Annotated in this window: 19 protein-coding genes; 15 read left to right on the top strand and 4 right to left on the bottom strand. The window is 65.6% G+C overall.

All coding sequences use genetic code 11. The features are described from left to right. Nucleotides 1–642 precede the first annotated feature (642 nt). Nucleotides 643–2688, bottom strand: a complete 2046-nt coding sequence (locus ACFFWD_RS39500) for an adenylate/guanylate cyclase domain-containing protein (protein WP_376974799.1) — start codon at nt 2686–2688, stop codon at nt 643–645. Between the two features lie 190 nt (nt 2689–2878). Between ACFFWD_RS39500 and ACFFWD_RS39495 the strand changes: the two genes are divergently transcribed. From ACFFWD_RS39495 to ACFFWD_RS39460, 8 genes are all read left to right on the top strand, one after another. Next, a complete protein-coding gene (locus ACFFWD_RS39495) occupies nt 2879–3610 on the top strand; it encodes a cytochrome c biogenesis CcdA family protein (RefSeq protein ID WP_376974798.1) in 732 nt (243 codons plus the stop codon). 137 nt (nt 3611–3747) lie between these two features. Next, the gene (locus ACFFWD_RS39490; RefSeq protein ID WP_376974797.1) at nt 3748–4212 is read left to right on the top strand and encodes a DoxX family protein; all 465 of its coding nucleotides are present in this window, start codon (nt 3748–3750) and stop codon (nt 4210–4212) included. A 289-nt stretch (nt 4213–4501) separates the two neighbouring features. Further along, nucleotides 4502–4759, top strand: coding sequence for a BufA2 family periplasmic bufferin-type metallophore (bufA2, locus tag ACFFWD_RS39485; protein WP_376974796.1), 258 nt, complete (start codon nt 4502–4504; stop codon nt 4757–4759). Nucleotides 4760–4921: 162 nt separating this feature from the next. Next, nucleotides 4922–5770, top strand: coding sequence for an MNIO family bufferin maturase (gene bufB / locus ACFFWD_RS39480; RefSeq protein WP_376974803.1), 849 nt, complete (start codon nt 4922–4924; stop codon nt 5768–5770). Next, on the top strand, nt 5767–6552 hold the full coding sequence (locus ACFFWD_RS39475; protein ID WP_376974795.1) for an HvfC/BufC family peptide modification chaperone: 786 nt from the start codon (nt 5767–5769) through the stop codon (nt 6550–6552). Before bufB ends, ACFFWD_RS39475 begins: the two co-directional genes overlap by 4 nt. A gap of 12 nt (nt 6553–6564) precedes the next feature. Beyond that, nucleotides 6565–7338, top strand: a complete 774-nt coding sequence (locus ACFFWD_RS39470) for a creatininase family protein (protein ID WP_376974794.1) — start codon at nt 6565–6567, stop codon at nt 7336–7338. Beyond that, nucleotides 7335–8324, top strand: a complete 990-nt coding sequence (locus ACFFWD_RS39465) for a hypothetical protein (RefSeq protein ID WP_376974793.1) — start codon at nt 7335–7337, stop codon at nt 8322–8324. The genes ACFFWD_RS39470 and ACFFWD_RS39465 overlap by 4 nt, the downstream gene beginning before the upstream one ends. A 105-nt stretch (nt 8325–8429) precedes the next feature. Continuing rightward, a complete protein-coding gene (locus ACFFWD_RS39460; RefSeq protein ID WP_376974792.1) occupies nt 8430–10118 on the top strand; it encodes a SulP family inorganic anion transporter in 1689 nt (562 codons plus the stop codon). Between the two features lie 9 nt (nt 10119–10127). On the opposite strand, the gene ACFFWD_RS39455 is transcribed toward ACFFWD_RS39460, so the two are convergent. From ACFFWD_RS39455 to ACFFWD_RS39445, 3 genes are all read right to left on the bottom strand, one after another. Continuing rightward, nucleotides 10128–10517: a hypothetical protein gene (locus ACFFWD_RS39455; protein ID WP_376974791.1), complete on the bottom strand. Its 390-nt coding sequence runs from the start codon at nt 10515–10517 to the stop codon at nt 10128–10130. Between the two features lie 152 nt (nt 10518–10669). Further along, the gene (locus ACFFWD_RS39450) at nt 10670–12058 is read right to left on the bottom strand and encodes a Spy/CpxP family protein refolding chaperone (protein ID WP_376974790.1); all 1389 of its coding nucleotides are present in this window, start codon (nt 12056–12058) and stop codon (nt 10670–10672) included. Nucleotides 12059–12190: 132 nt separating this feature from the next. Beyond that, entirely contained in the window at nt 12191–13609 is a 1419-nt protein-coding gene (locus ACFFWD_RS39445; protein WP_376974789.1) for an FAD-binding oxidoreductase, read from the bottom strand. Between the two features lie 155 nt (nt 13610–13764). Between ACFFWD_RS39445 and ACFFWD_RS39440 the strand changes: the two genes are divergently transcribed. The 7 genes from ACFFWD_RS39440 (at nt 13765) to ACFFWD_RS39410 (ending at nt 20486) form a co-directional block, all read left to right on the top strand. After that, nucleotides 13765–14250 carry a thioesterase family protein gene (locus tag ACFFWD_RS39440; protein ID WP_376974802.1) on the top strand — a complete coding sequence of 162 codons (486 nt, stop codon included), beginning with the start codon at nt 13765–13767 and terminating at the stop codon, nt 14248–14250. A 378-nt stretch (nt 14251–14628) separates the two neighbouring features. Then, nucleotides 14629–17154: an ATP-dependent helicase gene (locus ACFFWD_RS39435; RefSeq protein ID WP_376974788.1), complete on the top strand. Its 2526-nt coding sequence runs from the start codon at nt 14629–14631 to the stop codon at nt 17152–17154. 64 nt (nt 17155–17218) lie between these two features. After that, the gene (locus tag ACFFWD_RS39430) at nt 17219–17632 is read left to right on the top strand and encodes a hypothetical protein (protein ID WP_376974787.1); all 414 of its coding nucleotides are present in this window, start codon (nt 17219–17221) and stop codon (nt 17630–17632) included. Beyond that, a complete protein-coding gene (locus tag ACFFWD_RS39425) occupies nt 17629–18303 on the top strand; it encodes an OmpA family protein (RefSeq protein ID WP_376974786.1) in 675 nt (224 codons plus the stop codon). The genes ACFFWD_RS39430 and ACFFWD_RS39425 overlap by 4 nt, the downstream gene beginning before the upstream one ends. Before the next feature lie 84 nt (nt 18304–18387). Further along, complete coding sequence (locus ACFFWD_RS39420; RefSeq protein WP_376974785.1) at nt 18388–18678, top strand: type II toxin-antitoxin system HicB family antitoxin; 291 nt, start codon at nt 18388–18390, stop codon at nt 18676–18678. A gap of 126 nt (nt 18679–18804) precedes the next feature. Further along, nucleotides 18805–19728 (top strand): ABC transporter ATP-binding protein, encoded by a 924-nt coding sequence (locus ACFFWD_RS39415; RefSeq protein WP_376974784.1) that lies wholly within the window; start codon nt 18805–18807, stop codon nt 19726–19728. Beyond that, nucleotides 19725–20486 (top strand): ABC transporter permease, encoded by a 762-nt coding sequence (locus ACFFWD_RS39410; RefSeq protein WP_376974783.1) that lies wholly within the window; start codon nt 19725–19727, stop codon nt 20484–20486. The genes ACFFWD_RS39415 and ACFFWD_RS39410 overlap by 4 nt, the downstream gene beginning before the upstream one ends. The last annotated feature ends 107 nt before the right edge of the window (nt 20487–20593 follow it).

Genomic DNA, 20593 nt, shown 5'->3' with positions numbered 1-20593 from the left:
TCAGGCGCTTCGGCCCCAGCCCTGTCGGATGATCACCACAACTTGCCCAGCCTCGACGGGCAAATCAGCAAAAACCTGTCAAGCCTTCTCGGACAAAATATTTCCGTTTTTCGGAAGTGAAAATCGATGTATGAATCCGCCCGTCTCACCCGATTGAGGGGCGCTTCGCGATCGTCACGAGTGTTGCGGTGAGATGCGGTGGACGTTGATCGTGCGGCTGACGAGCGCGCGTGAAGCGGACGGTGAAGTCGTGTGGTCCTGACGCCCCAGTGGCAGGTGTCTCCTCGCAAGAGGCGAAACGTCCTGCGAAGACGGTGACAAACAAGCCCGGTCTCGCCGGGGAGAGCACGAAAGAAGCCGTAAGACCATCGCGCAGGGAAAGCCGGTGTGACTCCGGTTTCACCTGTGGTCCTACCTCCCGAGCTTTCCTTTGCTCGGGACCCATGGGTGCGATCGGCACCCGGCTTTCCCTGCGCCCTCTGGTCTTCGGAGTGGCGAAACGAATGGCAAACCTCGGACGATTCACGTCGCGAGAACGCGGGCACATACCTCATCGCTGTTTGAAATGTGAATCAAGCGTCCACTCCATCGTTGCGGCCCAACGCTCCGCAACGACGACGCAACAAGTCTGGCCCGATCCCGCTATTTCGTTCGCGCCACCGTGGTGCCGTCCCAATCTTCATCCGTGGGATTCGCGAGCTGGTGCTTGCAGCGCGCGATCATCAGCGTTGACGCGGCATCTTCGCCGCGGAGCTCCAACGTCTTCTCGAACGCGGCGATCGCGGCGGTGAACTCGGCGGCGCGCCAGGCCGCAAGTCCCGCCTCGTAGGACGTCGCCCAATCGGGCGTGCCGGCGCTCGCGTCGGCCATTCCGAGCAGCTCGTAGATCTCGAGGCCGCCGGCGCGGCCATAGACCGCAAGACGATCGAGCTCGCGGGCCACGATGCGGTCGCCCGCGAGGCGCCGCGTCTCGGGGCCGATGATGATGGTCGATCCGTAGGTCTTGTTGGTGCCCTCGAGGCGGCTTGCGATGTTCACGGCATCGCCGATCACCGTGTAGTTCAGCCGCACCTCGGAACCGATATTGCCGACCAGCATGTCGCCGGAATTGATGCCGATGCGGATCCTGACGGCCTCGCCCTTGTCGTCGATCAGGTGGGCCTCCGCGACCGCGCGCTGGCAGGCGAGCGCCGCGCGACAGCAATCGGTGGCGTGCTCAGGATTGGCCGACGGCGCGCCCCAGAATGCCATCACGGCATCGCCGATGAACTTGTCGATGGTGCCGCCCTCCTTCTGGATCTCGCCCGAGACGGCGTCGAAATAGCGCGACAGCAGCGGGATGATGCGATCGCCAAGCCGCTCCGACATGCCGGTGAAGCCCGCGAGGTCGATGAACATCACGCTCATCGGCCGCACCGCGCCGCCGAGCTGCGCCGCGTTACCGTCGCTGACCAGCCGCCGGACCAGATCTGCGGGAATATATTTGCGGAACGCGGCGAGGCCCTGCGCCATGTCGCCGATCGCGCCCGAGAGGTTTTCGATCTCGGTCAGCCGGGACGGATGCCGCTCGACCTTGTCGAGGTCGAAGCGCTCGACATGCCTGATCTCGCCGACCACCTTGATCAGGGGCGCCGCGATTAGGCGCTGCGCGAGCCAGGCCGACAACAGCCCGGCGGCGACGATCAACACCGCGAGCCCGATCACCAGGTTGCGGATCGTCATCTGCACCGGCCCGAGGAACTCGGATTCCGGCACCACCGTCACCAGCGACCAGCCAGGGAACGAGATCGGCGTCAGCACCGCCTGATAGGCCCGCCCGTCGCGCGTCAACTGCGAGCGGAAGGCCTCGCTGTCGCCGGGATCGTAGGCCTTGCCGACCTGCCTGATGGCGTCGACCGCAACCGGAAACAGCGGGTGATCGGTCTTCAACGCGTTCAGCTCGTCGGCGTTCGGATCGGGCGCCGCCACCACGCCGCCATCGCGATCGAGCAGGAAGGCGCCGGCGGATTTGCCGACCGTGAGCTGCGACAGGAAGTTGGAGACCCGGGTCAGCTCGATGATGATGGCGAGGACGCCTTCGCGCTTGCCATCGATATCGATTGGGGCCGCCAGCATCGCAGCCAGCCGTTCGCCGCGCGGATGGACCGTCAGGATCGACCAATGCTCGTCATCGGCGCCGATCGCGTCGCGGAACCATTGCTGGTCGGTGACGAGGTATTTGCTGTCCTCGACCTTGCTGGTCCTGAGCTTGAGCTCGTTGCCGGCATAGTCGTACTGGTCGACCTTGAGCTTGCGGTCCGGCGTGATCGAGAGCATCTCGACGCCGGATTCGCCGAGCTTGTGGCCGGCGAAGAACGAACCCTCCGGCCAGCCGAAGGCGACCCATGAGATGGTCGGCTGCGATTGCAGCTGCGACAGGAAGACGAACTCCCGCTTCCGCGCATCATGCGCGTCCAGCACCTTCTCGGTCAGCAGCGTCCGCACCGCGGTCATCGCGGAGCGCGCTTCGGTCGTAATCGACTGCAACTCGTCGCCGACGGCGGAGACGATCTGGTCGTTGATGGTATTGGCCAGCGTCTGGCTCACCTTTTGTGCGGTGCGCCACCACAACAGGTGCACCCCGACCGCGCTGATCACGATCGAGGTCAGCACCAGGGCGGAGATGGCGCTGCGGATGCCAATGCGCATGAATCAGGTCCGTGTCAGCGGTTCCTTTACCGCAATACGGAACACATCGGGGATTGTTTCGCCCGCGCCCCGCGGCGCGGCACTCCGAACACGGCCCTGTGACCATAGTTGACCCGGCAGACGACGAAACTTCTGGATTGTTTGCCGCGTAGACGCCAAGACAGGACGATACGCTCTCGAAGGCTCATTGATGCACGACGTCTCTATCCCGGCCGCCATGATCGCCGGACTTGTCAGTTTCCTGTCGCCCTGCGTGCTGCCGCTGGTGCCGCCCTACCTGATCTACCTGACCGGCGCGACCATCGAGCAGGTCAACCAGGACGGGGCGAGCCCGGCCTCCAAGCGCGCGGTGATATCAGCGGCGCTGATGTTCGTGCTCGGCTTCTCCACCGTGTTCGTCGCGCTCGGCGCCAGCGCGTCCATTATCGGAGGGCTGGTGCGGGCCTGGTCGGCCGAGCTCTCGATCCTCGCCGGCATCGTCATCATCATCATGGGCCTGCACTTCCTCGGCGTGACCCGGATCGGCCTGTTGATGCGCGAGGGACGGCTGACCGCGCCGAAGCCGGTCGGGCTGTGGGGCGCCTATGTCATGGGCCTTGCCTTCGCGTTCGGCTGGACGCCGTGCATCGGCCCGATCCTCGCCGCGATCCTCTCGATCGCGGCCGCCGAGGCCACCGTGACCAAGGGCGCCGCCCTGCTCGCGGTCTATTCCGCAGGCCTCGGCATTCCCTTCCTGCTGGCCGCCTTCATGATCAAGCAGTTCTCCTCGCTGTTCGCGCGGATGAAGCAGCATCTCGACACGGTCGAGCGCGCGATGGGCGTGCTAATGGTCATCACCGGCATCGGGTTCCTGACCGGCGCCGTGTCCAGCGTCAGCGTCTGGCTGCTGGAAACCTTCCCGGCCCTGCAAAATATCGGCTAAGGCCCCGTAACAAGCGGGCCGGCCGCAGCGAAACTCCTGCCATGACGCGGCCGTAGCCTCAGGCTTGGCCCTTTGGCGCGCGTTCGTTTTGGACGCCGGCGCAGGCCGCGTGGCGACATATTCGAGAGGGGTTTGCCATGAAAGCCATCGTCAACCTGCTGATTTTGCTGCCGGCGCGGATCGCCTCCTATTTCTCCTGGGCAGGCCCGCTGATCATGCGCCTCATCGTCGGCTACACCTTCATGCTGGCGGGCTGGGGCAAGCTCAACAACCTCGCCCAGGTCACCGAGAACTTCGCCGGCTGGGGCATTCCGTTCCCGAAACTGCTCACGCCCTTCGTCGCCTCGGTCGAATGTTTTGGCGGCGCGATGCTGATCCTCGGCCTGTTCACCCGGATCCCCGCCGCGATGCTGGCGGTGGTGATGATCGTGGCGATCAGGTCGGCCAAGTGGGGCGACATCGACTCGCTGGAGACGCTGCTCGGCTTCGAGGAGGCGACCTATTTTGCCGCCTTCATGTGGCTCGCGATCGCAGGTCCCGGCGCCGCCTCGCTGGACAGGCTGCTGGTGAACCGCTCGGGCCACCCGAAGGAATCGACCTGAGCGGGCCGGCTCGCCTGCAAGGGCACCGGCTTCTCGATGGCCTCGGAGAAGCAGTGCGGCGCCGCGGGCGGCAAGTTCGTCAAGGGCTGAGCGTACCGGATTGATGCAACGAGGGGCCCGGCGGCGCCGCCGGGCCTTCCTTATTCCCGAGTGGAGCAAAAAAAATTTGCCGGTCGCGTAACCAATGCGGTAGCGCGCGCGTAGCTATCGCTGGGTGCAGCCTTTTGGGCCGGGACTGTCGCGGCTTGCGGGCGGCGCACCTTCGACATTCTTCCACAAGGAGACGCAGATGAAGGTTATGACCAAGTCCGGAGCCGCAATTGCCGCCGCTGCAGCCACGCTGTTCCTGGCTGGCGCCGTCGTGTCGACGCCGTCCTACGCCGCGAGCGAAGGCAAATGCGTCGGCGCCAACGCCTGCAAGGGCCAGAGCGCCTGCAAGGGCGGCAACCATGCCTGCAAGGGCCAGAACGCCTGCAAGGGTCAGGGCTTCTCCGAAATGACCAAGGAGCAGTGCGCGGCGGCCAAGGGCAAGTTCAAGGCGGGCTGATCGGACCAGATCCGCAACGGGGCCCGGTGTAGGCCGGGCCTCGCTTCCATGATAGTTTGCAAGCCACGGGTTTCGCCTGGAGCGCGACCCCATCTGCGCGGAGACGCCATGAACGTCGCAAGCCGATTGCCTGACCAATCGACGGCGCATGCGGAGCGGCCGATGCAATCGGTCAAGCCGCGTTTCCTCGGCTTCGGCCTCGGCCTGCGCGCGCAGCACTACGACGATATCCTCAACGGCAATCCGCCGATCGACTGGTTCGAGGTGATCAGCGAGAACTACATGCTGCCCGGCGGCCAGCCGCTGCGCATCCTCGACCGGATCTGCGCGCGCTATCCCGTGGTGATGCACGGCGTGTCGCTGTCGATCGCCTCCACCGCGCCGCCGAACTTCGACTATCTGCAGGGCCTGAAGCAGCTGGCGCAGCGCGTGCAGCCGCAATGGGTCTCCGATCATCTGTGCTGGACCGGCGTACACGGCAAGAACCTGCACGATCTGCTGCCGATCCCCTACACCGAGGAAGCGCTCGACCACGTCGTCAGCCGCGTGCAGCTCGTGCAGGACTTCCTCGGCCGCGCCATCGTGCTCGAGAACGTCTCGACCTATGTGCAGTTCAGCAATTCCCAGATGACGGAATGGGAGTTCCTCGCCGAACTGTCGCGCCGCTCCGGCTGCTGGCTGTTGTTCGACGTCAACAACGTCTATGTCAGCGCCTTCAATCACGGCTATGACCCGCTGACGTTCCTTAACGGCATTCCCGCCGATCGCGTCGTGCAATTCCACATGGCCGGCCACAGCCACATGGGCACGCACATCATCGACACCCATGATCATCCGGTGTGCGAGGACGTCTGGGAGCTCTACGTCGCGGCCTTGAAGCGCTTCGGCCGCATCTCGACCATGATCGAGCGCGACGACAACATCCCGCCGCTGGATGAGCTGCTGGTCGAGGTCAACAGGACCCGCGAGATCGCCGACAAGGTGCTGCCCGAGGGGCAGCCTCCGCGATGAGCGACTTCGCGCGCCAGCAGAGCGATTTCCAGCGCGGCATCCTCGCCGACGACGACACGATCCTGAGTGAAATCCTCGACAGCCCCAGGGAGACGCGCGTGGCGCTGTTCGGCGTCTATCGCTACGCCTACGGCTCGCGCCTGGTCGAGTCGATGCGCAAGGACCACGAGCTGCTGCATCGTTATCTCGGCGACGAGATGTTCGACGAAATGGGCCACGCCTATGTCCGGGCGCGACCGTCGGAGCATCCGAACCTGCGCTGGTTCTCGCAAGGGCTGCCCGACTTCCTGAAAGCGGCGGCGCCCTACAGCGAGCATCCGGTGCTGTCCGATCTCGCCGCCCTGGAGAAGGCGCTCAACGACGCCTTCGACGCCGCCGAGGGCGAGGTGCTGGCGCTGGACGCGATGGCGGCGTTTGCGCCGGAGCAGTGGAACGACCTGGTGTTCGCACCGCATCCGAGCGCACGCCGGATCGACGTGTCGACCAACGCCGCTGCGATCTGGATGGCGCTGAAGAACGAGGACACGCCGCCGGACGCTGCGACGCTGGAGGAGCCGTCGCGCCTCCTGATCTGGCGGCAAGACACAACGCCGATGTTCCGCGAGCTGTCGAGCGAGGAAGCCATGATGTGGGACGAGGCCGCTGATCGCATTCCGTTCGGCGTGCTCTGCGAGATGCTGGCGACCTATGACGATCCCGACGGCGCGGCCGCGCGCGGCGCCGGCTACCTGCATGGCTGGATCACCGCGGGACTCCTGACGGCAGCGTCGCTGCGCGAATAAAGGGCCCGCGGCATGGGTGCCGACACCATCAACCATTTCATCGAGTATCTCACCTGGGACGAGGTCGCGCGGCGAATTGCGGCTGACAGCCCGGCCATCCTGCCGATCGGCGCCGCCGCGAAGCAGCACGGCTTCCATCTGCCGCTCAATGCCGATCGCGTGCAGGCCGAGTGGTTCGCCGCACGGCTCGCCGAGCGGATCGATGCGCTGATCTGGCCGACCGTCACCTACGGCTACTATCCCGCCTTCGTCGACTATGCCGGCAGCGCCAGCCTGTCCTGCGCGACCTTCGAGGCTGTCATCCACGAGATCGCCGCCGGGATTCTCGGCAGCGGCTGCCGGGCGCTGTTCGTGCTCGACACCGGCATCAGCACGCTGGCGCCGGCCGAACGGGCGCTGTCCCGGCTCGATGGCAACGCGGTCTGTCACCTGCGGCTCTACCACGGCCCACGCTACGGCCGTGCCGCGGAGGCGCTCCGCGAGCAGAGCCATGGCAGCCACGCCGACGAAATCGAGACCTCCCTGATGCTGGCGATCGCGCCCGATCTCGTCGACATGGCGCGCGCGGAAGCAAGCCCTGCCCTCACGCATGAGGTGAGCGGTCGCCTGACGCCGACCGACCCGCGCTCGCCGAACTACAGCCGCTCCGGCAGCTACGGCGATCCGACACTGGCGACGCGCGCCAAGGGCGAGGTCCTGCTGGCGGCGCTGCTCGAGGATCTCCACGAGCAGGCGCAGGTGTTCCTGGGCGATCACGATGCCGCCGGGCGCGGCGTGTCGTCGTGAGGAGCATCTCGACATATCGCCTGATTGCCGCGGCGATGCTTGTCGCAGCCATCCTCATCGGCATCGCCTTCTGCCGCGTTGATGCGCAGTCCGAATTCATGCGCGGCGACCGCATGCCCTACGACGCCTTCGACAGGCTGCCGAAGACCGACCTCGACATTGCCGGCTGCACCATCCATGTGGCGTTCGCGCCGGGCGAGATCAGTTTGCCGAGGGACAGGATCCTCGACTGGGTGAGGAAGTCGGCCAAGGCGGTGTCGACCTATTACGGGCGGTTTCCGGTCGATTCACTCCGCTTGCTGCTCGTGCCGGTGGACGGCCAACGCGTCCGCGGCGGCACCACCTGGGGCTATCGCGGCGCCGCGATCCGCGTGCTGATCGGACGTGAGTCCGACGAGGATGCGCTGAAGCGCGACTGGGTGATGGTGCACGAGATGGTGCATCTCGCGCTGCCCGATCTCGACGACCGCTACGGCTGGCTCTCCGAGGGGCTCGCCGTCTACATCGAGCCGATCGCGCGGGTCGAGGCCGGCGACCTCACCGCGCAGGAGATCTGGCAGGCGATGATGCGCGACATGCCCAAGGGCTTGCCGCAGGCCGGCGACCAGGGGCTCGACAACACCAACACCTGGGGCCGGAAGTACTGGGGCGGCGCGCTGTTCGGCCTGCTCGCGGATATCGAGATCCGCAAGCGCACCGGCAACCGGCTCGGATTGCAGGACGCGATGCGCGGCGTCATCGCCGCCGGCGGAAATCACGAGAAGGACTGGTCGATCGAGCGCGTGCTGGCTGCCGCCGACAAGGCCACAGGCGTCGACGTGCTGAGGAGCCTGCACGACGAGATGGGGCCGAAGCCGGTGACGCCGGATCTCGCCGCGCTGTGGCGCGACCTTGGATTGAAGGCGCAGGGCGACAACCTCGCCTTCGACGACGCCGCCCCGCTGGCTCAGATCCGCAAGGCGATCACCGAGGCGCACGCCCGATAGCTTCCTCCTCCGTGCACATCGAACAACTCCGCTGGCTTTTGATCGCGCGTTGGCGGAATATTTCCGTATGACTTCGTTGCAGCCGCGAGCGGAGAGCAGGAATTGATGGCCCAGGATCACGCGACAGCCGCACGGTGGCCGGTCTTCCGTTCGCTCGCCGCGTTCCGGCCGAGCGACCTGCCCGGCGACCTGATCGCGGGGCTCACGCTGGCAGCGATCGCGATCCCCGAGCAGATGGCGACCTCGCGGCTCGGCGGCTTCCCGCCGCAGATCGGCTTCTTCGCCTTCATCGCCGGATCGCTCGGCTTCGCGATGTTCGGCGCCAACCGCTATCTGTCCTGCGGCGCCGATTCCACCATCACGCCGATCTTCGCCGGCGGGCTCGCGCTGATGGCGACGTCAGGCTCGCCCGACTACCAGGCCTTCGCGATGGCTCTGGCACTGATGGTCGGCGCGATCATGATCACCGGCAGCCTGTTCAAGCTCGGCTGGATCGCCAACCTGTTGTCGACGCCGGTCACGGTCGGCTTCCTCGCCGGCATCTCCGTGCACATCCTGGTCTCGCAGCTGCCCGGCGTGCTCGGCCTCGCGTCGCCGAACGGCCCGACGCTCTACAAGGTCGGCGTTCTCGCCCAGGAGCTTGGCCGGACCAACCCCTACACGCTCGTCATCGGGCTTGGCGTGCTCGCGGTCGTCGCCGGATCGGAGACAATCAGCGCGCGGATTCCCGGCGCGCTGATCGGCCTCGTCGCCGCCACCATCGCTGTCATCGTCGGTCACCTCGAAAGCAAGGGCGTCAATGTCGTCGGCACGGTGCCCGGGACGCTGCCGACGCCCACGCTGCCGGACGTCGCGCCGGAGCGCTGGGTGAAGCTGGCGTCGCTGGCGCTCTTGATCGCGATCGTCGTCATGGTGCAGACCGCGGCAACGACGCGCTCCTTCCTGTCCGATCCCGACAAGCCGGCCGACGTCGATCGCGATTTCCTCGGCGCCGGCGCCGGCAGCATCCTGTCCGGCCTGTTCGGCGCGTTTCCGGTCAATGCCAGCCCGCCGCGCACCGGCATCGTGTCGGAGACGGGTGGTCGCACGCAACTGGCCGGGCTGTTCGCCGCGACCATCGTTCTGGCGCTGCTCGCCTTCGGAGCGACGCTGCTGCGCCATGTGCCGGATGCGGCACTCGGCGGCGTGTTGCTGTTCGTCGCGCTGCGCATCATCCGCGTCAAGCAGATCGTGAAAATCTTCCGGCAGTCGTTCGGCGAATTCCTGCTGGTGGTGGCGACAGCGGCTGCGATCATCGTGCTGCCAATTGAGCAAGGCGTCGCCGTCGGCATCGCGCTGTCGCTCCTGCACGGCATCTGGACCACGACACGGGGACGGCTGGTCGAGTTCGTCCATGTGCCCGGCACCACGATCTGGTGGCCGACCGGCCGGCGTGTCGGCGGCGAACACAGCACCGGAATTGTCGTGGTCGGCCAGCAGGCGCCGCTGTCGTTCCTCAACGCCGCGAATTTCCACGGCGACGTGCTCAAGGTGATCAATGCGTCGACACCGCGGCCGCGGCTCTTGGTCATCGAGGCCAGCGGCGTGGTCGAGATCGACTTCACCGCTGCCCAGGCCCTGCTCGACCTGTTCCGGGAATGCCGCGACGCCGGCGTGACGGTCGCCGTCGCGCGGCTCGAATCGACCCGCGCACAGGAGGCGTTCGAACGCTTCGATCTCTATGACATGCTGCCGAGGAACCACGTCTTCCGCAGCGTCGACGAAGCGGTGCGCGCGCTCGGCGGGCAGAGCTGATCGAAGCTATCACGGCAGCTCGCCCTGCAACGTCGGATATTCCTTGAGGACTTCCGCCTTGATCGAAGAGGCTTGAATGGCGCGGAATAGGGTTCGCGCTGTCTTCATGTTGTTGGCCTTCATGCAGAGGCTGACGATCTCGCGCACCGCGGAGTCGCGGACCAACTCGTCGGACACCTTCATCGCGATCTCCATCGCGGCCCGCGCGGCGCGCTCATAGCGCTCGCGCTCGCCTTGATGCTTCGTCGAGCGGCCGTCGGGAGCTCCGATCCTTTCGGCACTGTCGGCCGCCGTGCGGCAGATCGCGCGGATCTTCTGCGCGGCCTCGATGTCGCCGAGCTGCCCCTCGACGGGATCGTCCCAGACCTCCTTGCGCTTGGCCTTGCTGAACCACCACATCGCCGTACCCTGAAAGTGCGGCGAGCATAGCCGGCCTTGGCACAACCTGTGAACCGCAGAGTCCGCTCCACGCGGAGCGAGATGCAAACTATGGCGCGGCGGCCACACTGAACCGGCCGATCCGCACGCGAAATTGATGGCAGGTTGATGGATTAAGCAGATCGTTTCGGCCCTATCGCCTCGAACTGCGCCTTTTGCTCGTCACTGAGCGTGGCGTAGAAATCCTCAAGCGCGGCGCGGACGTCCTTGACCGCCTGCAGCATGACGTCGAGCCGCTTGGTGACGAAGCCAAGACGCGCGGGCGGGGTCATCACCTCGTTGGTCTGGCACGCGGCTTTCAGTTTCTCGGCTGCGTCGGAGCTGGTGTCCTGGAGCACCTGAAGCGCCGCGCGCTGGGTGTCGTTGAGCTGCATGCGCGCCTGGATCTCGCTCGTCGGCCATTCCTGCGCGGCCCCCTGCGCAGCGCCGCAGTTCTGGGCAACCGCCGCCCTGGGATCGCGCGCTGCGGCTTCCTTGCGCTGGTTCTCGGCGAGCGCGTTGAGCCGCGCCTTCTGCTCGTCGTCGAGCAGGCCGTAGAATTTCTCCATCGGCGGCTTCACGATTCCAACGGCCGTGACCATCGACTCGATCCGCTGCTGCATGGCGGCGAGGCGGTTCGGCGCAGTCAACACCACTTGCGCAGGACATGCGGCCTGTATGGTCCGCGCGGCCGCGAGCGAGGCGTTGCCGAGTTCGCCGAGCGCCGCCAACTGCGCCTCCGTCGGCTGCACCGTATCGGCAATCTGATCGACCGGCAGGCCGGCAATCGACCGGCTGTCATTGCCGCACATCTGCTCGATCCGTCCGCCGCTGCGATAGCGGCGGCTCGGCCGCCGATCGGGCAGATAGCCCCTGAGATCATCATAGCCATAAGGTCCGAAGATGCCGGCATAGATGTCCGGATAGCCGTAGCCCCAGAACCCGATGTCGTCGCCCCAGATCGCGTAGTCATAGATGTCGTTGTAGGCGAACGGCCAGAACAACGGGCCGACCCAGCCGTAACCGCCGCCGGGATGCGCCCACCAGCCGTTTGCGGCGACCCCGCCCTGCCAGCCCGCGAGCGCCGCAGCCGCGGCGATCTGCGCGCGCGCCGCCGGATTGCTCAACAGCCGGCCGTTGCGCAGCGCGCCGGTGCGCGACAGCGAGTTGAACGCATTGCGCATATTGCCGGATCCGAGCGCGGCATTTCGCATCTGGCCAAAATGCGCGGCCCCGCGCGATGCGAAGGCGCGATGGCCGGCGAAGCCTGATTGCCGGAACGCGTGCGAACGGCCGAACCCACCGTGATGTCCGCCGCCGAAATGCATGTGGCCGAAGCCATGCCCGCCATGTCCATGGCCACCGCCATGCCCACCGCCGAATCCATGGCCGCCACCATGACCTCCGCCATGACCTCCACCATGGCCGCCGCCGTGACCGCCACCGCCGCCGCGGGCGATCGCGTCGCCCGACAGCACCATCGCGAGGACAATGACTGCAATTCCGATTGCCCGTCCGAACACGGCTCTCTCCCTTGGCGCGCCGCACGCATTGCGGCATCACACTACGGCTTAAGAGAGACGCCGGGCGGACGGAAAAGTTCCACGCGACCGCGGCGCGCGGCCGGTCACGAACCCGGCGTGCGTGACGACGCCTCAGGCGGCCGGGACGATCTTTCCGGGGTTGAAGATATTCTGCGGATCGAGCGCGGCCTTCAGCGCCCGCATCGCGTCGAGCGCCTCGGGGCCGAGCTCGGCCTTGAGATATTTCTGCTTGCCCTGGCCGATGCCATGCTCGCCGGTGCAGGTGCCGCCCATCGCTTGGGCGCGCTCGACCAGGCGATGCATGAACTCCTCGCCGCGCGCCATCTCGTCCTTGTTCTCGACGTCGCAGACCAGCGAGCAATGGAAGTTGCCGTCGCCGACATGGCCGACGATCGGCGACAGCAGGCCGAGCCGCTTCAGATCGTCCTCGGTCTCGGTGACGCAATCGGCAAGCCGCGAGATCGGCACGCAGACGTCGGTCGCAACCACACCGGCGCCGGGCCGCAGCGCCTTCACCGACCAATAGGCATCATGCCGGGCCTGCCACAGCTTGGTGCGATCCTCCGGCTTGGTGGTCCAGGTAAAGTCGCCGCCACCGCACTCGGCCGCGATCTCCTTGAAGTTCTTCGACTGCTCGGCGACCTCGACCTCGCTGCCATGGAATTCGAGCAGCAGGAGCGGCGTCTCCGGCAACGACAGTTTTGAATAGTTGTTGCAAGCCTTCACCTGTTCGGCGTTCAACAGCTCGATCCGCGCGACCGGGATGCCGGTCTGGATCGCGAGAATCGTCGCCTGGCAGGCGCCACGCACGGTCTCGAACGAACAGGCGGCGGCTGCGATCATCTCCGGAATGCCGCGCAGACGGATGGTGAGCTCGGAGATGATGCCGAGCGTGCCCTCGGCGCCGACGAACAGGTGCGTCAGGTCGTAGCCCGCCGAGGATTTCTTGGCGCGCGTGCCTGTTGTGATGATCTCGCCGTCGCCGCGCACCACCTTCAACGCCAGCACGTTCTCGCGCATGGTGCCGTAGCGCACCGCGTTGGTGCCGGAGGCGCGGGTCGAGGTCATGCCGCCGAGCGAGGCATCGGCGCCCGGATCGATCGGGAAGAACAGGCCCTGGTCGCGCAGATGCTCGTTGAGCGCTTTCCGCGTCACGCCGGGCTGGATCACGCAGTCGAGGTCCTCGGCATGGACCTCCAGCACCTTGTTCATGTCGCGCAGGTCGATGCAGACGCCGCCCGCCGGCGCGTTGACCTGGCCCTCCAGCGAGGTTCCGGTGCCGAAGGCGATCACCGGCACGCGGTATTGTGCGCAGATCCGCACCACGTCCTGGATGTCGGCGGTTTCCAGCGCCATCACCACGGCATCCGGCGGCTGGGTCGGCAGCCACGTGGTGGTATGGGCATGCTGCTCGCGTACGGCTTGCGACGTCACGAGCCTGTTGCCGAACCGCGCCGCCAGGGCGTCGATCGCGCTCTTCAGCGCCTGCGGTTCAGGCCGCGTCACATTGCTCGAAATCGTTGTCGCCACGTCAAATTTCCTCCCGGCTTTAGCCGACCGTGGCAAAGGTTATATAAGGGGTCAAGCAGCATGATCCGAAAAACTGGGCACCGGTCGTTCGGGTCACGCTGGCCACGTTGACCAAACAGGGATGGATAATGACTTCAGTGACTGCCGCAAGCGAGATGCCGCTTCCACCTGCCCCGTTCCTGTCCTCGGTCATGCAGATCGATCCGCAATGGATCGACTACAACGGCCATCTCAACATGGCCTATTACAACGTGATGTTCGACCGCGCCATCGACGAGATGTGGCTGCAGCTCGGCATCGGGCCGGCCTACATGAAGGAGCGGCACTGCTCGACCTTCACGGCCGAATGCCACGTGCGCTATTTGCAGGAAATCCACCTCGGCGATCCCGTGCAGGTCTCGGTCTACCTGCTCGGCGCCGACGAAAAGCGGCTGCACACATTCGAGGAGCTGCGCCACGCCACCGAAGGCTGGCTCTCGGCGACCTCGGAGAACATCACGCTTCATGTCGACATGCAGGCGCGCAAGGTTGCGCCATTCCCGCCTGACATCCGCGCCCGCACCCAGGCGATCGCAGCCAGCTACGCGGGGGTGCCGCGGCCCGAGGGAATCGGCCGCAGCGTGGCGATGCCCTCAAAGTAAATTCACATCAGATCCTGTTTGAGAAGGTCTCGCCGCGAGCTCGTCACCTCTCCCATCGGGAGAGGTGAGGCACCGCCGTCGCCGTAACCACGTCGGTTCATTTTCTCACCTAGACCCGCTTGTCGCGCGGGCCGATCTCCGCGCAATGCCCGCGGAAACGATCCTTCGCGGAAACGGGGCTCCTGGCCGAGAATCCGGGAAATTTTTGCTTGAATCAGGAACCAAACCGCCGATGAGGCGCCGACAGGGACCTGTCGGGATCGTCCGATAAAACCTGTCAAAACGGCCGATCAGGCCCTATATGGCCTTCAATCCCTGCTAAGAAGGCTCCCCTTCATCGTCCCGCAGTGCCATCGTGGGACCTCAGACGATTCGCGCATGACCGAACCGAGCAAACAGCCCCATCACGGCGTTCCCGAGCACCAGCCGGTGGCTGGCGGCATCGCCGCGCGTGCGCGGGCGGCGGCGGGCGGGCCGCAATATCTCAGCGGGCTCAATCCCGAGCAGCGCGAGGCGGTCGAGACGCTCGACGGCCCGGTGCTGGTGCTGGCCGGCGCCGGCACCGGCAAGACGCGGGTGTTGACCACGCGCATCGCGCATATCCTGAGCCAGGGCCGTGCGCGGCCACACGAGATCCTGTCGGTGACCTTCACCAACAAGGCGGCGCGCGAGATGAAGCTGCGTCTCGGCCAGATGCTCGGCCAGGCGGTCGAGGGCATGCCGTGGCTCGGCACCTTCCATTCGATCGGCGGCCGCATCCTGCGCATGCATGCCGAGCTGGTGCAGCTGAAATCCAATTTCACGGTGCTCGATGTCGACGACCAGGTGCGACTCCTGAAGCAGCTCCTGCAGGCGGAGAACATCGACGACAAGCGCTGGCCGGCGCGGATGCTGGCCGGCCTGATCGACAGCTGGAAGAATCGCGGCCTGACGCCGTCGCAGGTGCCGTCGGGCGAGGCCGCCTCGTTCGGCAACGGCAAGGGCGGCAAGATCTACGCGACCTATCAGGAGCGGCTGAAGATCCTCAACGCCGCCGATTTCGGCGACCTGCTGCTCGAGAACATCAGGCTGTTCCGCGAGAACCCCGATGTGCTCAGGCAGTACCAGGGCCGCTTCAAGTTCATCCTGGTCGACGAATATCAGGACACCAACGTTGCGCAGTATCTGTGGCTCAGGCTGCTGTCGCAGGCGCCGTCGCGGCCAGGCGTGCCGCTCTCCGCCGTCATCCCGGGACCGATCGATGACGCGAGCGCTGAGGCCGCCGAACCGGTCGCACAGCCCGCTCTGCCGCCTCCGGCTTCGCCGACGAAGAACATCTGCTGCGTCGGCGACGACGACCAGTCGATCTACGGCTGGCGCGGCGCCGAGGTCGACAACATCCTGCGCTTCGAGCACGATTTTCCCGGCGCCAAGGTGATCCGGCTCGAGCGCAATTACCGCTCCACCGGCCACATCCTCGCCGCCGCCTCGCATCTCATCGCGCATAATGAAGGCCGGCTCGGCAAGACCCTGCGCACCGAGGATGTCGACGGCGAGAAGGTCACCGTCACCGGCTCCTGGGATTCGGAAGAGGAAGCGCGCGCGATCGGCGAGGAGATCGAGGAGTTGCAGCGCGGCAGCGAAAACCTCAACGACGTTGCGATCCTCGTCCGCGCCTCGTTCCAGATGCGTGAGTTCGAAGACCGCTTCGTCACGCTCGGCCTGCCCTATCGCGTGATCGGCGGCCCGCGCTTCTATGAGCGCGCCGAAATCCGCGACGCACTGGCTTATCTGCGTACGATCAATTCGTCGGCCGACGATCTCGCCTTCGAGCGCATCGTCAACGTGCCGAAGCGCGGGCTCGGCGACGCCACCGTGCAGATGCTGCACGACCATGCCCGCAAGCGGCGCATTCCGCTGTTCGAGGCGGCACGCGCCGTGGTCGAGACCGACGAGCTGAAGCCGAAGGCGCGCGGCAGCTTGCGCGACCTCGTGATGCAGTTCGACCGCTGGCGCGCGCAGTCCGAGGTGACGGCGCATACCGAGCTTGCCGAGATCGTGCTCGACGAGAGCGGCTATACCGAGATGTGGCAGAAGGACCGCTCGGCGGATGCCGCGGGACGGCTGGAGAACCTGAAGGAACTCGTTCGCTCGATGGAGGAGTTCGAGAACCTGCAAGGTTTCCTGGAGCACATCTCGCTGGTGATGGACCGCGACGGCGACACCGGCGGCGAGGCGGTGTCGCTGATGACCCTGCATTCGGCCAAGGGCCTCGAGTTCGACAATGTGTTCCTGCCCGGCTGGGAAGAAGGCCTATTCCCGAGCCAGCGCACGCTCGACGAACAGGGCCGCGCCGGGCTCGAGGAGGAACGCCGCCTCGCCCATGTCGGGCTGACCCGCGCCCGCCGCCGCGCCAAGATCTATTTCGCGACCAATCGCCGGATCCATGGCACCTGGTCGACCACGATCCCCTCGCGCTTCCTCGACGAATTGCCGGCGCACAATGTCGAAATCACGGAATCAAAGGGCGGCTCCGGCTGGGGCGGCAGCGGCGGCTATGGCGCGTCGCGCTTCGACAACCTCGAATCGTTCGGCTCGAGCTATTCGACGCCGGGCTGGCAGCGCGCCCAGGCCAACCGCCGCGGCGGCCAGGCCCGCGGTGGCGGCGGCGGGTTCGAGGAGCGGCAGTCGTCCTTCTCAAGCGGGGGCGGCTTCGGCCGCGCCAAGCGCGGGCCGATGGTGATCGAAGGCGAGCTGGTGGCGAAATCCACGGGCACGACGTCGGAGTTTTCGCTTGATGATCGGGTGTTTCACCAGAAATTCGGCTACGGCCATGTGGTGAAGATCGACGGCAACAAGCTCACCATCGCCTTCGAGAAGGCCGGCGAGAAGAAGGTGGTCGACAGCTTTGTGGAGCGGGTGTGACACAAGGACTTTCTCTTCACCCAAGCCCTTGACCAGCCGCGCTTTGATCGGTTGAGATAGCCTCATGGTTCGGGGAGGGGTTATCCTTTTTATCGTTGCGCTGACGGCGCCGTCGCTGGCGGTCGCCGAGACGATCAGCTTTGCCGATGCAGCGGCCCAGCTCGCCAAGAACTGCGGCGCGGTGATCACCGCCAATTGCCGCGGCGTCAACCTTGATGCCAATCGCCTGAAAGAGTGCCTGTCGCGCAATCAGGACGTCATGACGCCGGACTGCAAGGCCAACTATCTCTTGACCTTCGATGCGATCCAGAAGCGGATCGCGGCGCGCGTCACCGTCGCCAATGCCTGCACCCGCGAGATCGTCAAGCTGTGCGGCGGCTCGACCAAGGAAACCAGCAAGTCGGTGCCCTGCCTCGTCGCGGCCAAGGGCGTCAGCCGCAACTGCACGCAAGCCATGTCCGACGCGGGGTATCAATGATGCGCCCGCTGACGCGAGGGTTGCGTGAGGCCGGCCTGCTGTGCGCGCTGTTGCTGCTGGCTGCATCGCTCTCGCCGGCGCATGGGCAGGCTACGATCACGCGCGACGACATCATCGCCAAGCTCAATCGCTTCGAGGCGCCGGCGGAGATCGACGTAGCAGCGCTGCGCCAGCAGGTCGCCGAGCGCTCGAAATCCCGTTCGAAGAACGAGCCGCCGCCGCAGAAGCGGTCGCCGATCGCACCCGACCTCGCCAGGCTGCCGACCTTCGACGTCGACATCCAGTTCGACGTCGACACGCCGATCATCCTGCCGGCGTCCTATCAAACGATCGGGCGCATCGCCGACGCCCTGACCCATGCCTCGCTGCTGCCCTACACGTTCCTGATCGTCGGCCACATCGAATCGACCGGCCGGCGCGAGAACAACGCGCTCTTGAGCCAGCGCCGGGCCGACGCGGTCCGCGATATCCTCGTCAACACGTTCAAGATCTCGGCGAAGCGATTGCAGTCGGTTGGCCTCGGCGAGGAGCAACTGCTCGATCCCGCGCGCCCCAACGCAGCGGTCAACGGCCAGCTCCAGATCATGTTGGTCGGGAAGGTGCCCGAGACCGAACCGCCCGCGCATCCGGCGCCGGCCGCGCCCGCCAAGAAGCCGGCGAAGAAGCGATAGTCGAGCTTCCCCTCAAGGCCTGGGAAAAGGCCTCGCGCGTGCCATTTATAAAGGTGCGGGTTGGAAACCCGATTGAGGCAAGCCTTGGCCCATTACGTCGCCATCATTGAGGATGCTGGACCGGACCACGCCATCGGCGTCTGGTTTCCGGACCTCCCCGGCTGCACCTCCGCCGGAGATGACATCGACGAAGCGTTGCGCAACGCGCCAGAGGCCCTGGAGCTATATGCAGAGGGCCTGCAGGAAGATGGCAAGAAACTGCCACGCCCGCGGACGCTGACCGAATTGAAGGCCGATCCGGAAGTCGCTGACGACCTGAAGACCTACATGGTCGCGCTGGTCGAATTGCCTGTCAGGGCGCACGCCGCAGAATAAATTTCTGTTCGCCGGGGCGATTGCGGAACGGATTGCGCGTTCCTATCTGGGTTTGACCCTCCTCCCGCCCCGTTCGGGCCGTAAATCGGCGCGACCAACCACATCCCTCACGGCAGCCGACCATTCATGTCGCCGATCATCTCCGTCTCCAATCTCTCGAAAACCTACGGCTCCGGCTTCAAGGCGCTGAACAACATCAACCTGGACATCAACCGCGGTGAGATCTTCGCGCTGCTCGGGCCGAACGGCGCCGGCAAGACCACGCTGATCAGCATCATCTGCGGCATTGCCAATCCGAGCCATGGCAAGGTCACCGTCAACGGCCACGACATCATCACGGACTATCGCGCCGCGCGATCCATGATTGGCCTGGTTCCGCAGGAACTGCACACCGACGCGTTCGAGTCGGTGTGGGCCACCGTCAGCTTCAGCCGCGGCCTGTTCGGCAAGCCGAAGAACCCCGATCATATCGAGAAGGTGCTGAAGGACCTGTCGCTGTGGGACAAGAAGGACAACAAGATCGTCACGCTGTCCGGCGGCATGAAGCGCCGCGTGATGATCGCGAAGGCACTGTCGCATGAGCCGCGGGTGCTGTTCCTCGACGAGCCCACAGCCGGCGTCGACGTCGAGCTGCGCAAGGGCATGTGGGAGGTAGTGCGGGCGCTGCAGGCCTCCGGCGTCACCATCATCCTGACCACGCATTACATCGAGGAAGCCGAGGAGATGGCCGACCGGATCGGCGTCATCAACAAGGGCGAGATCATCCTGATCGAGGACAAGGCGACCTTGATGCAGAAGCTCGGCCAGAAGCAGTTGACGCTGCAATTGCAGCACAGGGTCGATTGTCTTCCCGAGGCGCTTGCCGCCTACAATCTCGAACTGTCAGGCGACGGCCGCGCCGTGACCTACAATTACGACACCAAGGGCGACCGCACCGGTATCACCAGCCTGCTCAGCGATCTCCGCAATGCCGGCATCCGCATCTCCGACCTCGACACCAAACAGAGTTCGCTGGAAGACATTTTCGTTAGTTTGGTGAGGGCGCCATGAACTTCCGGGCCATCCGCGCAATCTATCTGTTCGAAATGGCGCGCACCTGGCGCACGCTGCTGCAGAGCATCGTCTCGCCGGTCGTGTCGACCTCGCTGTATTTCGTGGTGTTCGGCGCCGCGATCGGCTCGCGCATCACCGAGGTCGAAGGCGTCAGCTACGGCACCTTCATCGTGCCGGGCCTCGTGATGCTGTCGGTGTTGACCCAGAGCATCGCCAACGCCTCGTTCGGCATCTACTTCCCGAAATTCGTCGGCACGATCTACGAGATCCTGTCGGCGCCGATCTCCTATTTCGAGGTCGTGATCGGCTATGTCGGCGCCGCCGCCACCAAGTCGATCATCCTCGGCCTGATCATCATGGCGACCGCCGGCCTGTTCGTGCCGCTGCACATCGCCCATCCGGTCTGGATGCTGACCTTCCTGGTGCTGACCGCGGTCACCTTCAGCCTGTTCGGCTTCATCATCGGCATCTGGGCCGACGGCTTCGAGAAGCTGCAGATGATCCCGATGCTGGTGGTGACGCCGCTGACCTTCCTCGGCGGCAGCTTCTATTCGGTGAACATGCTGCCCTCGGGCTGGCGCACCATCACCCTGCTCAATCCCGTGGTCTACCTGATCTCCGGCTTCCGCTGGAGCTTCTACGAGATCGCCGATGTCAGCGTCGCGCTGAGCCTCGGCATGACGGTGGGCTTCCTCGTCGCCTGCATGATCATCGTGGCCTGGATCTTCCGGACCGGTTACCGGCTGAAGAACTGACGCGCGGAAGCTCGTAGCCCGGATGCAGCGCAGCGAAATCCGGGACCGCTGTCGCCCAGCATATGGCCCCCGGATTTCGCTGCGCTCCATCCGGGCTACAAATTATT

Source organism: Bradyrhizobium erythrophlei (assembly GCF_042430365.1).
GTDB lineage: Bacteria > Pseudomonadota > Alphaproteobacteria > Rhizobiales > Xanthobacteraceae > Bradyrhizobium > Bradyrhizobium erythrophlei.
Note: the sequence above shows the minus strand (reverse complement) of the source record. Positions and strands in the feature narration are given on the sequence as shown.

Excerpts from the sequence above, each read along its gene's own strand:
- ACFFWD_RS39500 (WP_376974799.1), bottom strand. The coding sequence starts at position 2,688 with ATGCGCATTGGCATCCGCAGCGCCATCTCCGCCCTGGTGCTGACCTCG.
- bufB (WP_376974803.1), top strand. The coding sequence starts at position 4,922 with ATGCAATCGGTCAAGCCGCGTTTCCTCGGCTTCGGCCTCGGCCTGCGC.
- ACFFWD_RS39440 (WP_376974802.1), top strand. The coding sequence starts at position 13,765 with ATGCCGCTTCCACCTGCCCCGTTCCTGTCCTCGGTCATGCAGATCGAT.
- ACFFWD_RS39490 (WP_376974797.1), top strand. The coding sequence starts at position 3,748 with ATGAAAGCCATCGTCAACCTGCTGATTTTGCTGCCGGCGCGGATCGCC.
- ACFFWD_RS39435 (WP_376974788.1), top strand. The coding sequence starts at position 14,629 with ATGACCGAACCGAGCAAACAGCCCCATCACGGCGTTCCCGAGCACCAG.
- ACFFWD_RS39475 (WP_376974795.1), top strand. The coding sequence starts at position 5,767 with ATGAGCGACTTCGCGCGCCAGCAGAGCGATTTCCAGCGCGGCATCCTC.
- bufA2 (WP_376974796.1), top strand. The coding sequence starts at position 4,502 with ATGAAGGTTATGACCAAGTCCGGAGCCGCAATTGCCGCCGCTGCAGCC.
- ACFFWD_RS39455 (WP_376974791.1), bottom strand. The coding sequence starts at position 10,517 with ATGTGGTGGTTCAGCAAGGCCAAGCGCAAGGAGGTCTGGGACGATCCC.
- ACFFWD_RS39430 (WP_376974787.1), top strand. The coding sequence starts at position 17,219 with ATGGTTCGGGGAGGGGTTATCCTTTTTATCGTTGCGCTGACGGCGCCG.
- ACFFWD_RS39470 (WP_376974794.1), top strand. The coding sequence starts at position 6,565 with ATGGGTGCCGACACCATCAACCATTTCATCGAGTATCTCACCTGGGAC.
- ACFFWD_RS39415 (WP_376974784.1), top strand. The coding sequence starts at position 18,805 with ATGTCGCCGATCATCTCCGTCTCCAATCTCTCGAAAACCTACGGCTCC.
- ACFFWD_RS39425 (WP_376974786.1), top strand. The coding sequence starts at position 17,629 with ATGATGCGCCCGCTGACGCGAGGGTTGCGTGAGGCCGGCCTGCTGTGC.
- ACFFWD_RS39410 (WP_376974783.1), top strand. The coding sequence starts at position 19,725 with ATGAACTTCCGGGCCATCCGCGCAATCTATCTGTTCGAAATGGCGCGC.
- ACFFWD_RS39460 (WP_376974792.1), top strand. The coding sequence starts at position 8,430 with ATGGCCCAGGATCACGCGACAGCCGCACGGTGGCCGGTCTTCCGTTCG.
- ACFFWD_RS39495 (WP_376974798.1), top strand. The coding sequence starts at position 2,879 with ATGCACGACGTCTCTATCCCGGCCGCCATGATCGCCGGACTTGTCAGT.